Genomic DNA, 18,503 nt, shown 5'->3' on the forward strand with positions numbered 1-18,503 from the left:
CAAGGCTGTGTCCGACCCGCACCCTGCGCGCGCTTCCGCTGAAAAGGAAGACAGGCGCACTTTCCTGCAGAAGATCGCCGAGTTCATCCACCCCGGACCGGACTCCAAGGCCGAGCTGATCGAAACGCTGGCCGACGCCGAAGACAACGACATCATCGGCCCCGAATCGCGCGTGATGCTGGAAGGTGTCATCCGCATGGCCGAATTGACGGCCGGCGACGTGATGGTGGCGGCGCCGCGCATGGACCTGCTGAACATCGATTCGCCCCACGACGAACTGTTGGGGCTGGTGATCAACACCGCGCACTCGCGCTTTCCCGTCCACGACGGCGACCGCGAAAACATCATCGGCATCCTGATGGCCAAGGACCTGCTCAAGCTGCAGCGCGCACCGGAGCTGAACATCCGCGCGCTGCTGCGGCCCACGGTGTTCATCCCCGAGAGCAAGGGCCTCAATGACCTGCTGCGAGAGTTTCGCGGTAACCGCAACCACCTGGCGATCGTGATCGACGAGTTCGGGCGCGTCGCCGGGCTGGTGACCATCGAGGACGTGCTGGAGCAGATCGTCGGTGAGATCGAGGACGAATTCGACATCGACGACAACGAGGGCGACATCTTCGGCCTGGCCGATCGCACTTACCGCGTGAGCGGCGATACCGCCATCGACCGCGTGAGCGAAGCATTCGGCGTGACGTTGGCGCCCACCGACGCCGAACAGGAGTTCGACACCATCGGCGGGCTGATCGCGCACGAGATGGGCCACGTGCCCAAGCGCGGCGAACACCACACGCTGGCCGGCCTGAACTTTGTCGTGCTGCACACCAAGGGCGGTGCGGTGCGCTGGTTCAAGGTGTCACCGGCGGAATGAGATCTCCCCCGAAGCGGCCTGCGGCCGCCTGCGATTGATGCGTCCCATGGCCTTAGCGTTGGTCGCCGGCCTGCTGCAGGCCGTGTCGATCGCCGCGCCGTGGGATGGGCAGGCCCAGTGGTGGCTGCAACTGTTGTCGTTGGCCGTACTGGCGTGGATGACGCAGCGCGAACGCGACTGGAAGAGTGCAGGGCTGGCCGGATGGACATTCGCGACGGCCTGGCTCACGGGAACCTTCTGGTGGCTGTTCATTTCCATGCATGTCTACGGGGGCCTGCCCTCGATCCTGGCGGCCCTTGCCGTCGTTGCGCTCGCCGCTTTCCTGGGCGCTTACTACGGCGTCGCCTGTGCGATCTTCAAGAAGCTCGAGCCTTCGAGCGGTTGGGCGGGCGCCTTGCTGTTCGCATCCCTCTGGACGTTGGCCGAGCTCGGCCGCGTGGTCTGGTTCACCGGCTTCCCCTGGGGCTCGGGGGGCTATGCGCATTTGGAGGGGCCGCTGTCGTCACTGGCCCCTTACGTCGGCGTGCACGGCATCGGGTTCGCCGCGGCGCTGTTGGCTTTTGGGCTGTCGCTCTTGTTGCGTGAGGGCACGCTCCGGTCCTGGCGCTACTGGCTGGCCATCGGCGGCGCAGCCGCAGGCCTCGCGGCCTGCAACTATGCGGCCCGGCCGGCGCCAACCGCTGGCGGCCAACCGCGCCTCTCGGTGGCGCTGCTCCAGGGCAACATCCCGCAGGACGAGAAGTTCGAAGGCGGCACCGGCATACCGGTCGCGCTCGATTGGTACGGGCGACAAATTCAGGCCAGCACGGCGCAACTGGTCGTCGCCCCGGAAACCGCACTGCCCCTGCTGCCGCACCAGCTGCCGGAAGGCTACCTGGATGCGCTGCGTACCCGGTTCTCGAACGGCCAGCAGGCCGCGTTGATCGGCATCCCGCTGGGCAGTCTCGAACAGGGCTACACCAACTCGGTCATCGGCCTGAAGCCCGGCGCCGGCATCTATCGCTTCGACAAGCACCACCTGGTGCCGTTCGGCGAATTCATCCCGCCGCTCTTCAAGTGGTTCACGCGGATGATGAACATCCCGCTGGGCGACTTCAACCGCGGCCCCATCGGCCAACCCACTTTCGATTGGCACGGCCAGAGGCTGCTGCCCAACATCTGCTACGAGGACTTGTTCGGCGAGGAGCTGGCTGCGCGCTTCACCGACCCGGCCACGGCGCCGACCGTCTTCGTCAACGTGAGCAACATCGGCTGGTTTGGCGACTCGATCGCCATCGACCAGCACCTGCAGATCAGCCGCATGCGCTCACTCGAGTTCCAGCGCCCGATGATCCGCGCCACGAACACCGGCGCCACGGTCATCATCGATCACCGGGGCGTGGTCACGCATGCGCTGCCTCGCCTCACGCGCGGCGTGCTGACGGGCGAGGTGGAGGGCCGCAGCGCCATCACGCCTTATGCCTGGTGGGTTTCGCGGCTGGGCCTCTGGCCGCTGTGGCTGCTCGGTGCCCTGGCGGTCGCGGCTGCTGCCTGGCGCCGGCGCGTCAATGCGCAGGACGCGTCCGTGCCATCGCCTGATTGAGCAACGCCGGCAGCATGTCGAGCATGCCCAGGGCATGCCGCCCGGGTGGCGACGCGCTCGCGTGGTACGCGTAGAGCGAGACCGGCGGCAAGTCCTGCAGTTCGACGGCGACCATGGTCGCAGCGTCCAGGTTGCTGGCCGACAGGAAGTCGATCACCGTCCAGCCCATGCCCAGGCGCACCAATTCCACAGCAAGGCGCGACGTCTGCACCTGCACGCCTGACGGCGTGCTCACGCCGAGCTGGGCCGTGAGCTGGTCGATCGCGTGGCGCATCGGGTCGTCGCCCACCAGCCGGATCATTGGCGTATTGGCCAGGAAGCTCATCGGGTTGTTGCGGCGCACGCGCGCCGCGCGCTCCCAGATCTCGCGCGTCACCGCCACGTAAAGCGGGCCGCTCATCAGCATGCGGCTTTCCAGCTGCGGATGCGGATGCTCGTAGTAGCCCAGCGCGAAATCGACGCTGCGCGTCATCAGCGCCGGCGCCATCTGGTCCTGGTTCAGGGTGCGCACCTCGATGTTCACGCCAGGGTAGCGCGCGGCATGCCGCTCCAGCACCAGCGGCAGGAATTCGTGCGAAACCGCCGGGATCGCCGCCAGCCGCACCTGGCCCTGGTCCACCTGCCGCAGGTTGACGGCGATCTTGCGCAGTTCGTCGAGCTTGCCGTGGATGGCAGCCGATTCGGTGAACAGCACCATGGCCTCCGGCGTGGGCGCCAGCGCGCCCTTCGACCGCGTGAACAGCTTGTAGCCGAGCTGCAGTTCCGTGTGGGCGATGGTCTTGCTCACCGCCGACGGCGTGATGCAGATCAGGCGCGCGGCGGCGCTCATGTTACCTGTCTGCATGACGGCCTGGAAGACCTCGAGCTGGCGAAAGTTCATGGAATGGGGCTATGACTTTTGTTCACACCTGCCCCCCGATTTTTCCGCGACGGGGGTGGCGACCGATCCCAACAATACGCCACCTTGCGCGACCGCGAGGGCTTTCCTACTACTAAATCAGATTTGAGGACACATCATGAATAAATCGCTACTCGCCTTCGCGGTGCTGGGGGCGCTTGCCACCGGCGCTTTCGCCCAGTCCAGCGTCACCGTCTATGGCGTCGTCGACGTCGGCCTCGAGCAGACGCGCCTGTCCCCCGGTGGCAACACCACGCGCCTGTCCAGCGGCATCCAGTCGGGCAGCCGCCTGGGCTTCAAGGGCAATGAGGACTTGGGTGGCGGCCTGTCCGCCTCGTTCCAGCTCGAGATGGGCCTGGACGCGACGACCGGCGCGGCGGGGCAGGGCGGACTGGCGTTCGGCCGCCAGTCGTGGGTGGGCCTCAACGGGGGCTTCGGTTCCCTCAAGCTCGGCCGCCAGTACGTGCCGCTTTTCGGCGCGCTGGACACCATCGACCCGCTGGGCACCGGCATCACCGGCGACGGATCGGGCATCTCCGCCGTGTTCCGCAGCTTCGGCGTGCGCATGAACAACACGATCAACTATTCGACGCCGGCGATGGGCGGTTTCTCCGGCGAAGTGGCGTACGGCCTGGGCGAAGTTTCGGGCAGCACATCCACGGGCAGCCAATGGGGCGCCGCAGGCACCTACGAAGGCGGCCCGCTGACCGTGGTCGCCGCGTATCACCTGCAAGGCCAGACGGCCGGAGGCGCGGACACCGGCGACAGCCGCACCGCGCTCGTCGGCGGCGCCTACGACCTGAAGGCCGTCAAGCTGCACGCGGCGCTGGCGACCAACAGCGACAAGGACGCCGCCGGCGCCACCACCGGCAAGAGCCGCGACTACATGCTCGGCATCAGCGCGCCGGTCGGCCCCGTGTCGGTGATGGCCTCGTACGTGCGCCACGACGACCGTCTCGTGCCCAACGCCGACGCCGCCTACTGGCAGCTTGGCGCGACTTATGCATTGTCCAAGCGCACCAACTTCTACACGTCCTACTCGACCATCCGCAACGACAGCGCCGGCGCCACAGGCTCCGGCGTCCCCGGCACCGACATCAGCTGGCTCAACGTCGGCATTCGCCACAAGTTCTAACCACCCTGGAGTACCACCGACATGCATTACCAACGGACATTCAAGAACCTCGTCGCCGGCTTCGCGCTGGCGGCGTGGGCGGTGCTGGCCGCCGCGCAAACGGCCAAGCCGAACGTCGTGATCCTGGCCACCGGCGGCACCATCGCCGGCGCCGGCGCCACCACGGCCAACAGCGCGTCGTACGCCGCCGCCAAGGTGCCGGTCGACAAGCTGATCGCCGGCGTGCCGGAACTGAAGGACGTCGCCAACGTCACCGGCGAGCAGGTGTTCCAGATCGCCTCGGAAGCCTTCACCAACGAGAAGCTGGTGCAGCTGGCCAAGCGCGTGGCGCAGCTCGCCGCCCAGCCGGGCGTCGATGGCATCGTCATCACGCACGGCACGGACACGGCGGAGGAGACGGCCTATTTCCTGAGCCTGGTGGTGCATACCGACAAGCCGATCGTGCTGGTGGCTTCCATGCGTCCGTCGACCTCGATGTCGGCCGACGGCATGCTGAACTTGTACGACGCGGTCGTTGTAGCCGGCGACAAGGCCTCGCGCGGCAAGGGCACGCTGCTGGTGATGAACGACGAGATCCACTCGGGCCGCGAAGCGACCAAGCGCGTCAACATCAAGACCAATGCGTTCTACAGCCAGTGGGGCCCGCTGGGCATGGTGGTGGAGGGCAAGACCTACTGGTTCCGCAACCCAGTCAAGACGCACACCAGCCAGAGCGAGTTCGACATCGCCAACATCGACACCCTGCCGATGGTGCAGATCGTCTACGCAACGGGCCAGATGTACCCTGAGATGTATGAAGGCGCGATGAAGCTGGGCGCCAAGGCCATCATCCATGCGGGCACGGGCAACGGCTCGGTCGCCAACTACATGGTCGACACCATGCGCGGCATGCGCGCCAAGGGTGTGCAGATCATCCGCTCGGCCCGCGTGCCCGACGGCTTCGTGCTGCGCAATGGCGAGCAGCCCGACGACAAGTACGACTGGGTGGTGGCGCATGACCTGAACCCGCAGAAGGCGCGGATTCTGGCGGCCGTAGCGCTGACCAAGACGAACGACGCGAAAGAACTCCAGCGCATCTTCTGGCAGTACTGAAGCAACGACTGAAGTAACAAGGCGCGGGTCCGTTCAGCGGCCCATGCGCACCAGCCGGCCGGGTCGCGCTTGCGTGACCTGGCCGTTCTGCGTGACGGCCTCGCCATTTACCCATGTGCCGACATAACCCTCGGCCTTCTGCAGGAAGCGGCGGCCGCCGGCGGGCAGGTCGTGCACCAGCCGAGGCGTTCCGACGCCCAGGCGCTGCGGGTCGATGACGTTGATGTCGGCGCGCAAGCCCGGCGCAATGCGGCCGCGGTCGGCCAGGCCCAGGTAGCGTGCATTCCGGGCGGTCAGCATCTCCACCGCCGTCTCGAGCGGCAGCTTGCCTTGTGCACGGTCACGCACCCAGTGCGTCAGCATGAAGGTGGTGAAACTGGCGTCGCACACCGTGCCCACGTGCGCGCCCGAATCGGCCAGCCCGAACAACGCGCGCGGATGCGCGAGCATCTGGCGCAGGCTGTTCAGCGACCCTTCGTTGTAGTTGAAGATGGGGAAGTAGATGAGGTTGCCGCCGTCGCCTGCGCTCAGCCAGTCGTACAGCGCTTCCAGCGGGGAGATGCCCGCCTGCTTGGCCCGAACCAGAAAGCTTTGCATCACCGACGGCTCGTAGTCGAGCCGCTCGTCCAGCGGGAACATGCGCCCGCTGATCATGTCGATGCGCTGCAGCAGGATGTCGACAAGCGGCGGGATGGCCGTACCGTCGCCCGCCAGCCGGTCCGACTTCTGCGAAAGAACCTGCGCCTTGCGCGCCGGGTCGCGTAGCGCGGCGGCCCGTTCGGCCGTGGGCAACTGCGCCACTTCCTTGTAGCCGGCAAATCCCATGAACGGGTGGAAGCTGGCGTCCAACCCGATGATGACGCCGATGCCACGCGCAGCGGTCTGCAAGTAGAGGGGCAGGCCGCGCGCCACGGCGGCTTCGGTGCGCACCTGGATCGCCTTGTACTGCTCGCCACCCGGGTCACGTTGCAGCCATGTCATGGACAGCGGGCGACCCGACGCTGCTGCCAACTGCTCCACCAAGTCGAACTCGGCGTCGAAGCGTGCCGGACCTTGCATCAGGTCGAAGTCGCTCACCATCTGCACCACGCCGTGCGACAGGCCGGCGAAGGCCTGCGCGATGCCGGTGAGCTCCGCGGCGCTCGCTTTCGCGGCCGGTGTGTCCTTGCCCTCCGACGTGCGGTGGTTGTCGCTGCGGCCGGTGCTGAAGCCCGCGGCGCCGGCCTGCAGTGCCTCTCGCAGCAGCGCGCACATGGCGGAGATGTCGGCGTCGGTCGCGACCTGCTTCGCCTGCGCGCGGTCGCCCATCACGTACATGCGCAGCGGATCGTGCGGCACCTGCACCAGGTAGTCCAGGCTGCGCGCGTCGCGCTCCAGCGCATCCATGTACTGCGGGAAGCTCTCCCAGCCCCAACGGATGCCTTCGTGCAGGGCGGCGCCTGGAATGTCTTCCACGCCTTCCATCAGCTTGATGAGGCCATCCTGGCCGCCCGGCCGTACCGGCGCGAAGCCGACCCCGCAGTTCCCCATCGCCAGAGTCGTCACGCCGTGGTGGATGCTGGGGCTGAAGGTGTCATCCCAGGTCGCCTGCCCGTCGTAGTGGGTATGGATGTCGACGAAGCCGGGTGTGACCCAGGCCCCCGCCGCATCGACCGTCTCGCGCGCGGTGGCTGTGATGCGCCCGACTTCGACAATGCGGCCGTTGGCGATCCCGATATCGGCCGTGCGCGGCTCGGCGCCGCTGCCGTCCACCACCGTGCCGCCGCGAATGATCAGATCAAGCATGCTGCGCCCTCAGGACGGCGGCATCGCTGCGCCGCCAGAAGAATGCGAGCGACATCCCGCTCACGATGTGCCACATCCCCCACAGGCTGGCGATGATCACCATCCCCAGGTCGGAGTTGAACTGCACGGCAATGATGCCCAGCGCCAGCCCCGAGTTCTGCATGCCGCCCTCGATCATCACAGCGCGCCTGTCGCGTTCGCTCACACCCATGGCCTTGGACGTCGCCCAGCCGAAAAACAGGCCGCTGGCGTTGTGCACGATGACGATCAGCAGCATGGGCAGCAGGCCGAGCGTGAGCAACTGCCGTTCCTTGATCAGCCCCAGCACGATGAAGGCGAGCAGCGCGAACAGCGAGAAGTTCGCCAGCGGCTTCTGGATGCGCGCCGTGAGTGGAGGCAGCCGATGCGCGATCAAGAGGCCCAGCGACATGGGGACGGCCAGCAGCACCAGGAGGCTGATCCAGATGTCGGAGGCGTCGATGCTCAGCGTCCGCAGCCAGGAAGCCGTCGCCGGATTTGCGGCCACCATCCAGCTGAAGTTGAAGGGCGTCAGCACCAGCGCCATCAGCGCCGCGACCGCCGACACGCTGACCGACAGGGCGGTGTTGCCGCGCCCGAAATGGGTGACCACGTTGCTCAAGCTGCCGCCGGGGCAGGACGCCACCAGCATCATCGCGGCCTCGACATTGGGCGGCAGGTCCAGCACCAGGGTCGCGGCCCAGGTGCCGACGGGCAGCAGGATGAATTGGGGGATGAGGCCGCAGATGACCGCCCGAGGCGTCTGCGCCACCCGTTTGAAGTCGTCCACCTTCAGTTCCAGCGCGACCGAGAACACCATGGTGGCCAGCACCAGGCCGAGGATCAGTTGTTGGGTTGTCATGCGGTCTCCTCCGCCAGAAGGGTAAACGGACAAACGCCCGTAAAATCGAGGGTTTTCGCGGGCTTCCGCGTCCTTCCCACCGTTTCACACCGGGCCGAGCCCGCCCGTGCCCCTGGCTATGTTGACCTTCCAGCAAATCATCCTGACCTTGCAGTCCTACTGGGACAAGCAAGGCTGCGCCCTGCTCCAGCCCTATGACATGGAGGTCGGCGCCGGCACCTCTCATACCGCGACGTTCCTGCGCGCCCTCGGCCCGGAGCCTTGGAAAGCCGCCTATGTGCAGCCCAGCCGCCGCCCGAAGGACGGCCGCTATGGCGAGAACCCGAACCGCCTGCAGCACTACTACCAATACCAGGTGGTGCTCAAGCCTGCGCCGGCGAACATCCTCGACTTGTACCTGGGCTCGCTGCAAGCTCTTGGATTCGACTTGAAGAAGAACGACGTTCGCTTCGTCGAGGACGACTGGGAGAACCCCACGCTGGGCGCCTGGGGCCTGGGCTGGGAAGTCTGGCTGAACGGCATGGAGGTGACGCAGTTCACCTACTTCCAGCAGGTCGGCGGCATCAACTGCAAGCCGATCACCGGCGAGATCACCTATGGCCTGGAACGCCTGGCCATGTACCTGCAGGGCGTGGACAACGTCTACGACCTGAAGTGGACCGACACGCTCAGCTATGGCGACGTCTACCTGCAGAACGAGAAAGAGCAGTCGGCGTACAACTTCGAGCACAGCGACGCAGATTTTCTGTTCACGGCGTTCAGCGCCCACGAGAAACAGGCGAAGTATTTGATGGAACAAGCGCTGGCCCTGCCGGCCTACGAGCAGGTGCTCAAGGCGGCTCATAGTTTCAATCTGCTGGACGCGCGCGGCGCGATCAGCGTGACCGAGCGCGCGGCCTACATCGGCCGCATCCGCAACCTCGCGCGCGCCGTCGCGCAAAGTTATTACGACAGCCGCGAGCGCCTGGGTTTCCCGATGGCGCCGCGCGAATGGGTCGCCGACATGCAGAAGAAGGCGGCGTAAGACATGGCAACGCAGAATCTATTGGTCGAACTGTTCGTGGAAGAGCTGCCGCCGAAGGCGCTCCGGAAATTGGGCGATGCTTTCGCCGGCGTGTTGTTCGAACAGCTCAAGACGCAGGGCTTGGTCACTTCCGAATCGAAGCTGACGTCATACGCTTCGCCGCGCCGCTTGGCGGCACACGTGACAGCTGTGGCCTCACATGGTGCCGATAAGGCCGTATCGCAAAAGCTGATGCCCGTAAGCGTCGGGCTCGATACAGCCGGCAACGCGACGCCCGCGCTGCTGAAGAAGCTGCAGGCGTTGGGCGCGGACGCCTCGGCGGTGCCGGGCCTGAAGCGAGCCATGGATGGCAAGGCCGAAGCGCTGTTCTACGACAGCAACGTCAAGGGCGCGACCCTGGCCGAAGGCCTGCAGAAGGCGTTGGACGAAAGCATCGCCAAGTTGCCAATCCCCAAGGTCATGACCTACCAACTGGCCGACGGCTGGAGCGACGTGAAGTTCGTGCGCCCGGCGCATTCGCTGATCGCGTTGCACGGCGGCGAAGTGGTCCCCATCGAAGTGCTCGGCTTGAAGGCCGGCAACCAGACGCGCGGCCACCGCTTCGAGGCCGCGGCCGAGACGGTGGTGATCAGGAATGCCGACGACTACGCCGCCACGCTGGAAAAAGACGGGTCCGTCATCGCCAGCTTCGAGGCGCGCCGCGCGGAGATCGTGCGCCAGCTCGCCGATGCCGCGGCCAAGGTGGGCGGCGGCGCCAAGGCGATCGAAGACGAGGCGCTGCTCGACGAAGTGACGGGCCTGGTCGAACGCCCGAACGTGCTGACCTGCGAGTTCGAGAAAGAGTTTCTCGAAGTACCGCAGGAATGCCTGATCCTCACGATGAAGGCCAATCAGAAATACTTTCCCCTGCTCGACGCGGCGGGCAAGCTCACCAACAAGTTCCTGGTCGTTAGCAACATCCGTCCGGATGACGCGAGCGCGGTGATCGGCGGCAACGAGCGCGTGGTGCGCCCCCGCCTGGCCGATGCGAAGTTCTTCTTCGACCAGGACCGCAAGAAGACGCTCGAATCGCGCGTCGCCGGCCTCTCCAAGGTCGTCTATCACAACAAGCTGGGCACACAGGGCGAGCGCGTGGAGCGGGTGCGCGCCATTGCCAAGGCGATCGCCGCGCTGCTGGGCGACACCCAGGTGGCGGCGCAAGCCGACCGCGCCGCGCAACTGGCCAAGGCCGACCTCGTGACCGACATGGTGGGCGAGTTCCCCGAACTGCAGGGCACGATGGGCCGCTATTACGCGCTCAACGACGGTTTGGCCCTGGACGTCGCCGACGCGATCGAGGACCACTACAAGCCGCGCTTCGCAGGCGACACACTGCCTCGCAACCCAACGGGCCTGGTGGTAGCGATCGCCGACAAGCTCGAAACGCTGGCCGGCCTGTTCGCCGTCGGCCAGTTGCCGACCGGCGACAAGGACCCGTTCGCGCTGCGCCGCCATGCGCTCGGCATCGTGCGGATGTTGATGGAAAAAGATTTGTCCCTGTCGCTGGGCGATCTGGTGGCGAAAGCGCTCGGCCTGTTCCCGCAGGCCGGCGCCGAAACCGCGCAGCAGCTTTCCGACTTCATTTACGACCGCCTCGCCGGCTCCCTGCGCGAACAGGGCTACAGCGCGCAGGAAGTCGATGCCGTCTTGGCACTGCGCCCGCAACGTCTCGGCGACGTCGCCAAGCGCCTTGCCGCGGTGCGCGCTTTCGCCGCGCTGCCCGAAGCGCCTGCACTGGCCGCCGCCAACAAGCGCATCGGCAACATCCTGAAGAAGGCCGACGGCACAGTGGATGCGCATGTCAGCGAGGTGCTGCTCAAGGAGCCGGCCGAGCAGGCGCTCTACGCGGCCATGAAGGATGTCGCGCCCAAAGCCGGCAAGCAGTTCGAGTCCGGCGATCACACAGGTTCGCTGCAGACCCTGGCCGCGCTGCGCGGCCCGGTCGATGCGTTCTTCGATGGCGTGATGGTCAACGCGGAAGAAACCGACCTGCGCCTGAACCGCCTGGGCCTGCTCGCTACGCTGCACCAGGCCATGAACCGCGTCGCGGACCTGTCTCGGCTAGCCACCTGAACGGCAACATCATGAAACTCGTCATCCTCGACCGCGACGGAACGATCAACGCCGACAGCGACGAGTACATCAAGTCGCCGGAGGAGTGGACGCCGCTGCCCGGCGCGCTCGAAGCCATCGCACGGCTGAATCACGCGGGCTGGCACACCGTGATCGCGTCCAACCAGTCGGGGTTGGGGCGGGGGCTGTTCGACGTCGCGTCGCTCAACGCCATGCACGCCAAGATGCACAAGCTGCTGTCTGCGCAAGGCGGGCGCATCGACGCGGTGTTCTACTGCCCCCACAGCCCCGACGAGGGCTGCCAGTGCCGCAAGCCCCTGCCGGGCCTGTTCGAGCAGATTGCCGATCGCTTCGGGGTCGATCTCAAAGGCACGCCCGTCGTAGGCGACGGACTGCGCGACCTGCAGGCGGGCGTGGCCGCGGGCTGCGAGCCCCATCTGGTGCTCACCGGAAAAGGCGCGGAGTTCCGCGGCCGCACGCTGCCCGAAACGTATCCGAACGGCACGCGCGTGCACGAAGACCTCGCCGCTTTCGCCGACTGGCTGATCGCGCGCTCTGCCACGGCCAAGGCCGCGGCCTGACCTTTTCCTTTCCAACACATGGCGTTCATTCGTTCGGTTCTTCACGCGCTCTGGATGCTCGTGACGGTGATTCCCTGGGGCATCTACATGGTGACGGCGTCGCTGTGGAGCAACGGCACGCAGATGTGGTGGATGGCGGTGCGCTGGCTCACCTGGGCGGTGGGGCCTATCGGCCGGGGCATCCTGGGCATCGAAGTGCGGGTGACGGGGTTCGAGAACCTGCCGCTCGGCGAAAAAAGCCCGGCGATCCTGCTGGTCAAGCATCAGTCCACGCTGGAGACGTTCCTCATCCCCACGCTGATGCCGCATCCGCTGGCTTACGTCTTCAAGCGCGAGCTGATCTTCGTGCCGTTCTTCGGCTGGGCCATGGGCCGCATGGACATGATCCACATCGACCGGCGGCTGCGCGCCAGGGCTTTCAACAAGGTGGTGGAACAGGGCAAGCGCCTGCTGGCGCAGGGCATCTGGGTCATCATGTTCCCTGAAGGCACGCGCATCCCGCGCGGCCAGAAGGGCGACTACAAGCAGGGCGGCACGCGGCTGGCCGTGGAAACCGGCGCGCCGGTGATCCCCATCGCCGTCACGTCCGCGAAGGTCTGGCCGCGCAAGGCATTCATCAAACGCCCGGGCCTGGTCGACGTGTCGATCGGCAAGCCCATCGCGAGCCAGGGCCGCAGCCCGGACGAATTGATGCGCGAGGCCGAGGCGTGGATCGAAGCCGAGATGCGCCGTCTCGATCCCGAGGCGTACCCGCAACAATAGCGGTCCGAGGGCGCCAATAGCCCCAACGAATCACCCCATCGCGCGCCGCTCGCGTCGCCAGCAGATAAACTCCCGGCCCATGCAGGCGCTGTTGCAGTTCACGCTGGATTTGTTCGACCCCGCCCCCATGGCCGGCCCGGGCGGCGAGGTGCCGAAAGCAACGTCGCCGCGCAAGCGCAAGGCCAAGGCGCCCGTGCCCACACCGGTGGATACGGCGACGCTGGTGACGGTCGATCCCCGCCCCGCCGAACTGCTCGAGCAGGTGCTGGCGCCGGCCTCGTTCCGCCATCCGAGAGCCAACCGCGAGGCGGTTCTGGGCGACTCGATCGTGGCCTTCGAACTGCGCCGCGCCAAGCGCCGAAACATCGGTTTCACGGTCGGTCCCGAGGGCCTCACCGTCACCGCGCCCAAATGGGTTCCGCTCTACGAGATCGACGCCGCCGTCAAGACCAAGTCCGGCTGGATCGTCAAGAAACTGGGTGAAGCCGGCGAGCGGCATCGCCGCATCGAATCGGCGCGCATCCAATGGAAAGACGGTGCGGTCTTTCCGTACCTTGGCGAACAGGTGATCGTGGTGCTGGACCCGAGGCACGCGTTCAGTGAAGTGGGCGCCGTCCTCAACGTCGATGGCGAAGCGCTGCCTGGCATGCCGCGCCATACGCTGCACGTGGGCCTGGCGCAGAACGCGCAGCCCGAGCAGGTGCGCGACGCGGTACAGGCATGGCTGATGCGCCGCGCCAAGGAACTGTTCACCGAACGCCTCGACCACTACGCGCCGCAGCTGGGTGTGGCGTGGCGCAAGCTGGTGCTGTCCAGCGCCGGGACGCGCTGGGGCACGGCGCATTCGGACGGTCTCATCCGCCTGAACTGGCGGCTTATCCACTTCCGCCTGCCGGTGATCGACTACGTGGTGGCGCACGAGCTTAGCCACCTGCGGGTGATGGATCACAGCCCCCGTTTCTGGGAAACCGTGCGCACGGTGGTGCCGGATTACGCCCATCTGCGCGGCCAGCTGAAGGACGAGGCGCTCCCGCCCTGGTGAGTCGCCCACGGCAGGGCTACACTGGGTTACGCGAGGCGCTCGTTCGCGCCGTAACCAAGGGGGGAGATTGAAAGGGACGCTGAGTTTGCGGGAGCGGCTGGTCGTCCTGATGATGGCCGCTGTTCTGCCGATGTTCGCGCTCTCGCTGTGGGTGGCGCTGCGCGAATCGCGCTCGGCTACCGAGCAGGCCCAGTCCCAGCTGCGTTTCGCGGCGTCCCTGCTTGCCGCCAACCAGGACCGCGCGGTGGACGCGGCGGAACAGCTGTTGGGGGCGATCGCGGCCATACCCGAGCTGCGGGCGGCCGACCGGGGGCGCTGCCAGGCCTACTTCCAGGGGCTGCGCGACAGCTATCCGATGTACTCCAACATCGGATTGATCGCGCCGGACGGAAGCGTCGTGTGCCATGCACAGGGCACGAGCGGCGACGGCAACCTGGCGGACCGTTCGTACTTCCGCGACGCCCTCAGTCAGCGCCGTTTCGTCATCGGTGAACCCATCGTGGGCCGCCTTACCGGGCGCCGGGCCATTCCCTTCGCCTTGCCGGTCATGGATGGAGAAAAATTGGCGGGGGTGGTGTTTGCCAGCCTCGATCTGCAGCACGCGACGCAGGCCCTCGGGCGGGCGGAACTGCCCGCCGGCGCGCGCGTGCTGGTGGCCGACCGGCGTGGGCATGTGTTGATGGAATTCCCGCCATCGACCGGCGGGCAGGTGCCGAGCCAGGGGCTGCCGCCAGACCAGCTGGCGGTTGCCCAGGCCCAGCGAAGCGGCGTTGGCGAAGACGTCGACCTGGGCGGTGAGGAGCGCGTCTTCGCCTTTGCGCCGGGGCGGCAGGTGGGGCAAGAAGGTTTCATCGTTCGCGTGGGCATCGCCAAGTCCATGGTCACGGTCAATGCCACAAGGCACCTGAGCGATTCGTTGCTGGTGCTGGCGGGCGCGCTGCTGCTGGCCGTCGGCGTGACCTGGTGGATCGGCGGGCGAGTGATCGTCAAGCCGGCCAAGCAGATCCTTGGCACGGTTCGGCGGCTGGAACGGGGAAGCCTGGACGCGCGCGTGCCGGTAGGGGGAGCCTCCCCCCGCGGCGAGTTCGCCCGTATCGGCGCCGCGTTCAACCTCATGGCCGATTCGCTGCAGCTTCGCCGGGCGCACCTGGAGACCGAGCTCCGGCGCAGCCGCGATGCCTATGGCGCGCTCGATCTGGTTCTCAACAGCATGCAGGAGGCGTTGCTCGCCGTGACCGGCACGGGCCAGTTCCTGATGTTCAACGAAGCGGCTGCCCGCTTGTTCCCGCTGCACGGTCCTGAGACGAAGCCCCAGCACTGGCCCGAGCTGTTCGGCTTCTATCATCCCGATGGTGTCACGCCCTACGAGGCGGACGAACTCCCGATGGTGCGCTCCGCGCGGGGCGAGAGCGGGCGCGCGCCGCTGCTGGTGGTGCGCAACCCGCAAGTTCCGCAAGGGCGGCTACTGCAATGCACATGGCAGCCGATACGTGGTGAAGGCGGGACCAGCGGCGGCCTGGTGGTGTTCACCGACGTGACGGACCTGGAGCGCCTGCAGGCCGAACGCGCGGCGCAACTCGAACAACTCCAGGAAACACAACGCAAGCTCATCGAGACGCAACGCATCGGCCGCGTCGGCAACTGGGAGCTTGACTTGGCGAGTGGCCGGCTCTGGTGGTCGGACGAGGTGTACGCCCTGTTCGGCATCACGCCCGGAGATTTCACGCCCACATTGCAAGAACTCGAACAACGCGTCCATCCGGAAGACCGGCCCTTGCTGAAGCCGGCGCGGGATTCGGCGCTGCGCGACGGCAAGGTCGCGACGCTCGACTACCGGGCCGTCAAGCCGGACGGGAGCATCGCGTGGATGCACGAGATCGCCGAGGCAAGACGCAACGAACTGGGCGAGCCGGTGTGGTTCGGCGGTGTGGTGCAGGACGTGACCCAGCGCAAGCAGGCCGAGCTCGACAACGCGGCCCTGTTGGCCGAAATCCGCAAACTCAACGCCAACCTGGAGGCGCGCATCGCCGAGCGAACCGCCGCGCTGGCACAGCAGGAGCGGCTGTTCCGCACCCAAGCGGAACAGGCGCCCGAGGTGGTGTGGACCGCCGATGCGCAAGGCCGCATCACTTTCTTCAACCGCGCCTGGTACGAGCTGGTCGGCGGTTCGCCGCAAGACTGGTTGGGCCACACCGGCATGGCGGCTATCCACCCAGACGACCGCGCCGAAGTGGCGGCGAACTGGCTGCGGTCCAGCGCGGCACTCACCACCTACAGCGGCGTGCGCCGCGTCAAGGCGCGCGACGGCAGCTACCACACGATGTCGTACAAGGCCGCGCCGGTGCAGGACGAAGAGGGCCAGGTCGTGTTCTGGGTGGGCATTGACGCCGACATCACCGAATTCAAGGCGATCGAGGGCGCGCTGCGCGCCTCGAACCAGGAACTCGAAGCGTTTTCCTATTCGGTATCGCATGACCTGCGCGCACCGCTCGGCGCCGTGGGCGGCTTCGCGCGCGCGCTGGAACTCAAGCTGGAGAACCACCCCGACGAGCGCGCGCACCATTACCTCGATCGCATCCAGGCCGGCGTAGGAAAGATGGAGCAGCTGATCGAGGCGCTTTTGTCATTGGCCAAGGTCGTGCGCGCCCCCGTGAGCTACGGGCGGGTGGACCTGAGCGCCCTGGCGCGCGAGACGTTCGAGGGCCTGCAGATGCAGCATCCGCAGCGGCAGGCCGCGGTCTACGTCGAGGAGGGGCTGGTGGTGCAAGGCGATGTGCGCTTGCTGCGCCTCGTGATCGAGAACCTGCTGGGAAACGCCTGGAAGTTCACTGCGCAGCGCGAGCAAACCCGGATCGAGGTTGGCAGCCAGGGCGGCGGCGTGTTCTTCGTGCGCGACAACGGCGTCGGCTTCGACATGGCCTATGCCGGAAAGCTGTTCACCGCATTCCAGCGGCTGCACGCGGACACCGAGTTTCCCGGTACCGGCATTGGCTTGGCCACCGTGCGGCGCATCGTGGCCCGGCACCAGGGGCGGGTCTGGGCCGAGTCTCGGCGGGGCGAGGGCACGACCTTCTTCTTCGCGCTGTCCGACAGTGCGCCGCCCGCCTGGCTCACCGGGGACGACGTCAGGCCATAGCGAAGCGGTAGATGCCGTCGCTGCCCAGTTCGCGCCGCAGCTTGCCCGCGAACCACAGCGCGTGCAGGTGCGCCACCGATTCCCCCATCGCGAAAGTCGTCTGGTGCAAGTCGAGCTCGCGCTTGAACAACACCGGCAGCACGTCGGCCGCGGACTGGGGTGCCTGTTGGCACGCCTCGATCACCTCGGCCAGCCGGTCGCGGTGATGATCGTGCAGCTGCTGGATGCGTTCGTGCAAACCGCGGAAGGGCTTGCCGTGCGAGGGCAAGGTCAGCGTGTCTTCAGGCAGGTGCTTGAACTTGTCGATGGATTCCAGGAACTGCCGCAGTGGATCGGACTCGGGCTCGACGTCGTACACGCTCACGTTGGTGGAAATGCGCGGCAGCATCATGTCGCCGCTGATCAGCACCTTCAGCGAATCGCAATACAGCGCGATGTGCTCGGGCGCGTGCCCGAAGCCGCTGATGCACCGCCAGTCACGGCCGCCGATCGCGATGAGGTCACCGTCCTGCATGCGGCGAAAGGCGCGCGGCACGTCCGGCACCATGCCCGGGTAGTAGTTGGAGCGGCCGCGGATCTTTTCCAGCGAGTCCGTGTCGGTGAGGCCGTGCGAGGCGAAGAAGCTGGCCGCGCTTTCGCCGCCGAAGCCGGTGGTGCTTTGCGATGCCATGCGCGCCGCGTTGAAATCGGTCGCGCTGATCCACAGCGGCGCCTTCCAGCGCGCGCACAGCCAGTGCGCCAGGCCGATGTGGTCCGGGTGCATGTGCGTCACGATCACGCGCAGGATCGGCAGGCCCTCCAGCTGGGTCTCGAAGATGCTTTCCCACTGTGCCTTGGACTCGTCGCGGCTGATGCAGCAGTCCACCACTGTCCAACCAGGGCGGCCGTCGATCTCGTCGCGCAGCAGCCAGAGGTTGATGTGGTTCAGCTGGAAGGGCAGAGCCATGCGGATCCACTTCACGGCCGGCACGAGGCCGCTGCCCTCTCCCGGCGCCACCACCATGGTCTCGCCCTGGCCGGGCATGACGTCGCCGAACGGGTAGTCCAGCAGCTGTTCCTGAGCGTTCATCGGTGCGCCTTGCGGTAGAGGATCATTGACGTTTACGTTAACGTCATATGTAATCCGCATTGTAGGGACGGGGCGATGGCCCCACTGTCCCCTGCCGTACATGCAAACTTTAGGAAGCGCTCTCCTTGGCCACCACGACCTACACCATCAGCGACCTGGCGAAAGAGTTCGACCTGACCACGCGCGCCATGCGCTTTTACGAGGACATGGGCCTGCTGCAGCCGGAGCGCTCCGGCCCCGGCGGGCGCAATCGCGTCTACAGCGCCCGAGACCGCACCCGGCTCAAACTCACGCTGCGCGCCAAGCGGCTGGGGCTGTCGCTGACCGAGGCCAAGGACATCATCGACATGTACGACAGCCCGCGCGACACCGGGCCGCAGCTGAAGAAATTCCTGGCCGTGCTGGCCCAGCACAGGAAGCAGCTGGAAGAACAGATGGCGGACCTGCAGGCCAACCTGGAGGAGGTGCGCGTGCACGAGAAAGAGGCCCGCGCACTCCTCAGCCGCAGCGAAAAGCCCAGGCAGGCCGCCTAAAGCG

At 66.7% G+C, this 18,503-nt stretch carries 15 protein-coding genes; 11 read left to right on the forward strand and 4 right to left on the reverse strand.

The annotated features are described in order from the left end of the window. Positions 1-7: 7 nt before the first annotated feature. Positions 8-868 carry an HlyC/CorC family transporter gene (locus EEB15_RS24045; RefSeq protein ID WP_141512493.1) on the forward strand — a complete coding sequence of 287 codons (861 nt, stop codon included), beginning with the start codon at positions 8-10 and terminating at the stop codon, positions 866-868. A 46-nt stretch (positions 869-914) separates the two neighbouring features. After that, the gene (gene lnt / locus EEB15_RS24050; RefSeq protein ID WP_233259599.1) at positions 915-2,450 is read left to right on the forward strand and encodes an apolipoprotein N-acyltransferase; all 1,536 of its coding nucleotides are present in this window, start codon (positions 915-917) and stop codon (positions 2,448-2,450) included. Here the strand turns inward: lnt and EEB15_RS24055 are convergent. Then, a complete protein-coding gene (locus EEB15_RS24055; RefSeq protein ID WP_141512495.1) occupies positions 2,413-3,330 on the reverse strand; it encodes a LysR family transcriptional regulator in 918 nt (305 codons plus the stop codon). The genes lnt and EEB15_RS24055 overlap by 38 nt on opposite strands. A gap of 136 nt (positions 3,331-3,466) precedes the next feature. Between EEB15_RS24055 and EEB15_RS24060 the strand changes: the two genes are divergently transcribed. After that, positions 3,467-4,483, forward strand: coding sequence for a porin (locus EEB15_RS24060; RefSeq protein WP_141512496.1), 1,017 nt, complete (start codon positions 3,467-3,469; stop codon positions 4,481-4,483). A 21-nt stretch (positions 4,484-4,504) separates the two neighbouring features. Then, positions 4,505-5,575, forward strand: a complete 1,071-nt coding sequence (locus EEB15_RS24065) for an asparaginase (protein ID WP_141512497.1) — start codon at positions 4,505-4,507, stop codon at positions 5,573-5,575. Between the two features lie 33 nt (positions 5,576-5,608). Here the strand turns inward: EEB15_RS24065 and EEB15_RS24070 are convergent, their stop codons facing one another. Together EEB15_RS24070 and EEB15_RS24075 are read right to left on the reverse strand one after the other, a co-directional pair. Then, positions 5,609-7,360 carry an amidohydrolase family protein gene (locus EEB15_RS24070; protein ID WP_141512498.1) on the reverse strand — a complete coding sequence of 584 codons (1,752 nt, stop codon included), beginning with the start codon at positions 7,358-7,360 and terminating at the stop codon, positions 5,609-5,611. Continuing rightward, positions 7,353-8,273: a bile acid:sodium symporter family protein gene (locus EEB15_RS24075; protein ID WP_255466384.1), complete on the reverse strand. Its 921-nt coding sequence runs from the start codon at positions 8,271-8,273 to the stop codon at positions 7,353-7,355. Before EEB15_RS24075 ends, EEB15_RS24070 begins: the two co-directional genes overlap by 8 nt. Positions 8,274-8,358: 85 nt before the next feature. Between EEB15_RS24075 and glyQ the strand changes: the two genes are divergently transcribed. The 6 genes from glyQ (at position 8,359) to EEB15_RS24105 (ending at position 16,897) form a co-directional block, all read left to right on the forward strand. Then, complete coding sequence (glyQ, locus tag EEB15_RS24080; RefSeq protein ID WP_141512562.1) at positions 8,359-9,264, forward strand: glycine--tRNA ligase subunit alpha; 906 nt, start codon at positions 8,359-8,361, stop codon at positions 9,262-9,264. A gap of 3 nt (positions 9,265-9,267) precedes the next feature. Continuing rightward, positions 9,268-11,376, forward strand: a complete 2,109-nt coding sequence (glyS, locus tag EEB15_RS24085; protein WP_141512500.1) for a glycine--tRNA ligase subunit beta — start codon at positions 9,268-9,270, stop codon at positions 11,374-11,376. Between the two features lie 11 nt (positions 11,377-11,387). Beyond that, positions 11,388-11,957: a D-glycero-beta-D-manno-heptose 1,7-bisphosphate 7-phosphatase gene (gmhB, locus tag EEB15_RS24090; protein WP_199236612.1), complete on the forward strand. Its 570-nt coding sequence runs from the start codon at positions 11,388-11,390 to the stop codon at positions 11,955-11,957. 18 nt (positions 11,958-11,975) lie between these two features. Continuing rightward, entirely contained in the window at positions 11,976-12,719 is a 744-nt protein-coding gene (locus tag EEB15_RS24095) for a 1-acyl-sn-glycerol-3-phosphate acyltransferase (protein ID WP_141512502.1), read from the forward strand. A gap of 79 nt (positions 12,720-12,798) precedes the next feature. Next, positions 12,799-13,761, forward strand: coding sequence for a M48 family metallopeptidase (locus tag EEB15_RS24100; RefSeq protein ID WP_141512503.1), 963 nt, complete (start codon positions 12,799-12,801; stop codon positions 13,759-13,761). A 67-nt stretch (positions 13,762-13,828) separates the two neighbouring features. Continuing rightward, positions 13,829-16,897: a PAS domain-containing protein gene (locus EEB15_RS24105; protein WP_141512504.1), complete on the forward strand. Its 3,069-nt coding sequence runs from the start codon at positions 13,829-13,831 to the stop codon at positions 16,895-16,897. Here EEB15_RS24105 and EEB15_RS24110 read toward each other — a convergent pair. Next, positions 16,887-17,966: an MBL fold metallo-hydrolase gene (locus tag EEB15_RS24110; RefSeq protein WP_141512505.1), complete on the reverse strand. Its 1,080-nt coding sequence runs from the start codon at positions 17,964-17,966 to the stop codon at positions 16,887-16,889. The two genes, EEB15_RS24105 and EEB15_RS24110, sit on opposite strands and share 11 nt — an antisense overlap. Before the next feature lie 125 nt (positions 17,967-18,091). Here EEB15_RS24110 and EEB15_RS24115 point away from each other — a divergent pair, with 125 nt between their 5' ends. Continuing rightward, on the forward strand, positions 18,092-18,499 hold the full coding sequence (locus tag EEB15_RS24115) for a MerR family DNA-binding transcriptional regulator (protein ID WP_141512506.1): 408 nt from the start codon (positions 18,092-18,094) through the stop codon (positions 18,497-18,499). Positions 18,500-18,503: the final 4 nt, after the last annotated feature.

This window comes from Ramlibacter sp. WS9, assembly GCF_003797765.1.
Lineage (GTDB): Bacteria > Pseudomonadota > Gammaproteobacteria > Burkholderiales > Burkholderiaceae_C > Ramlibacter.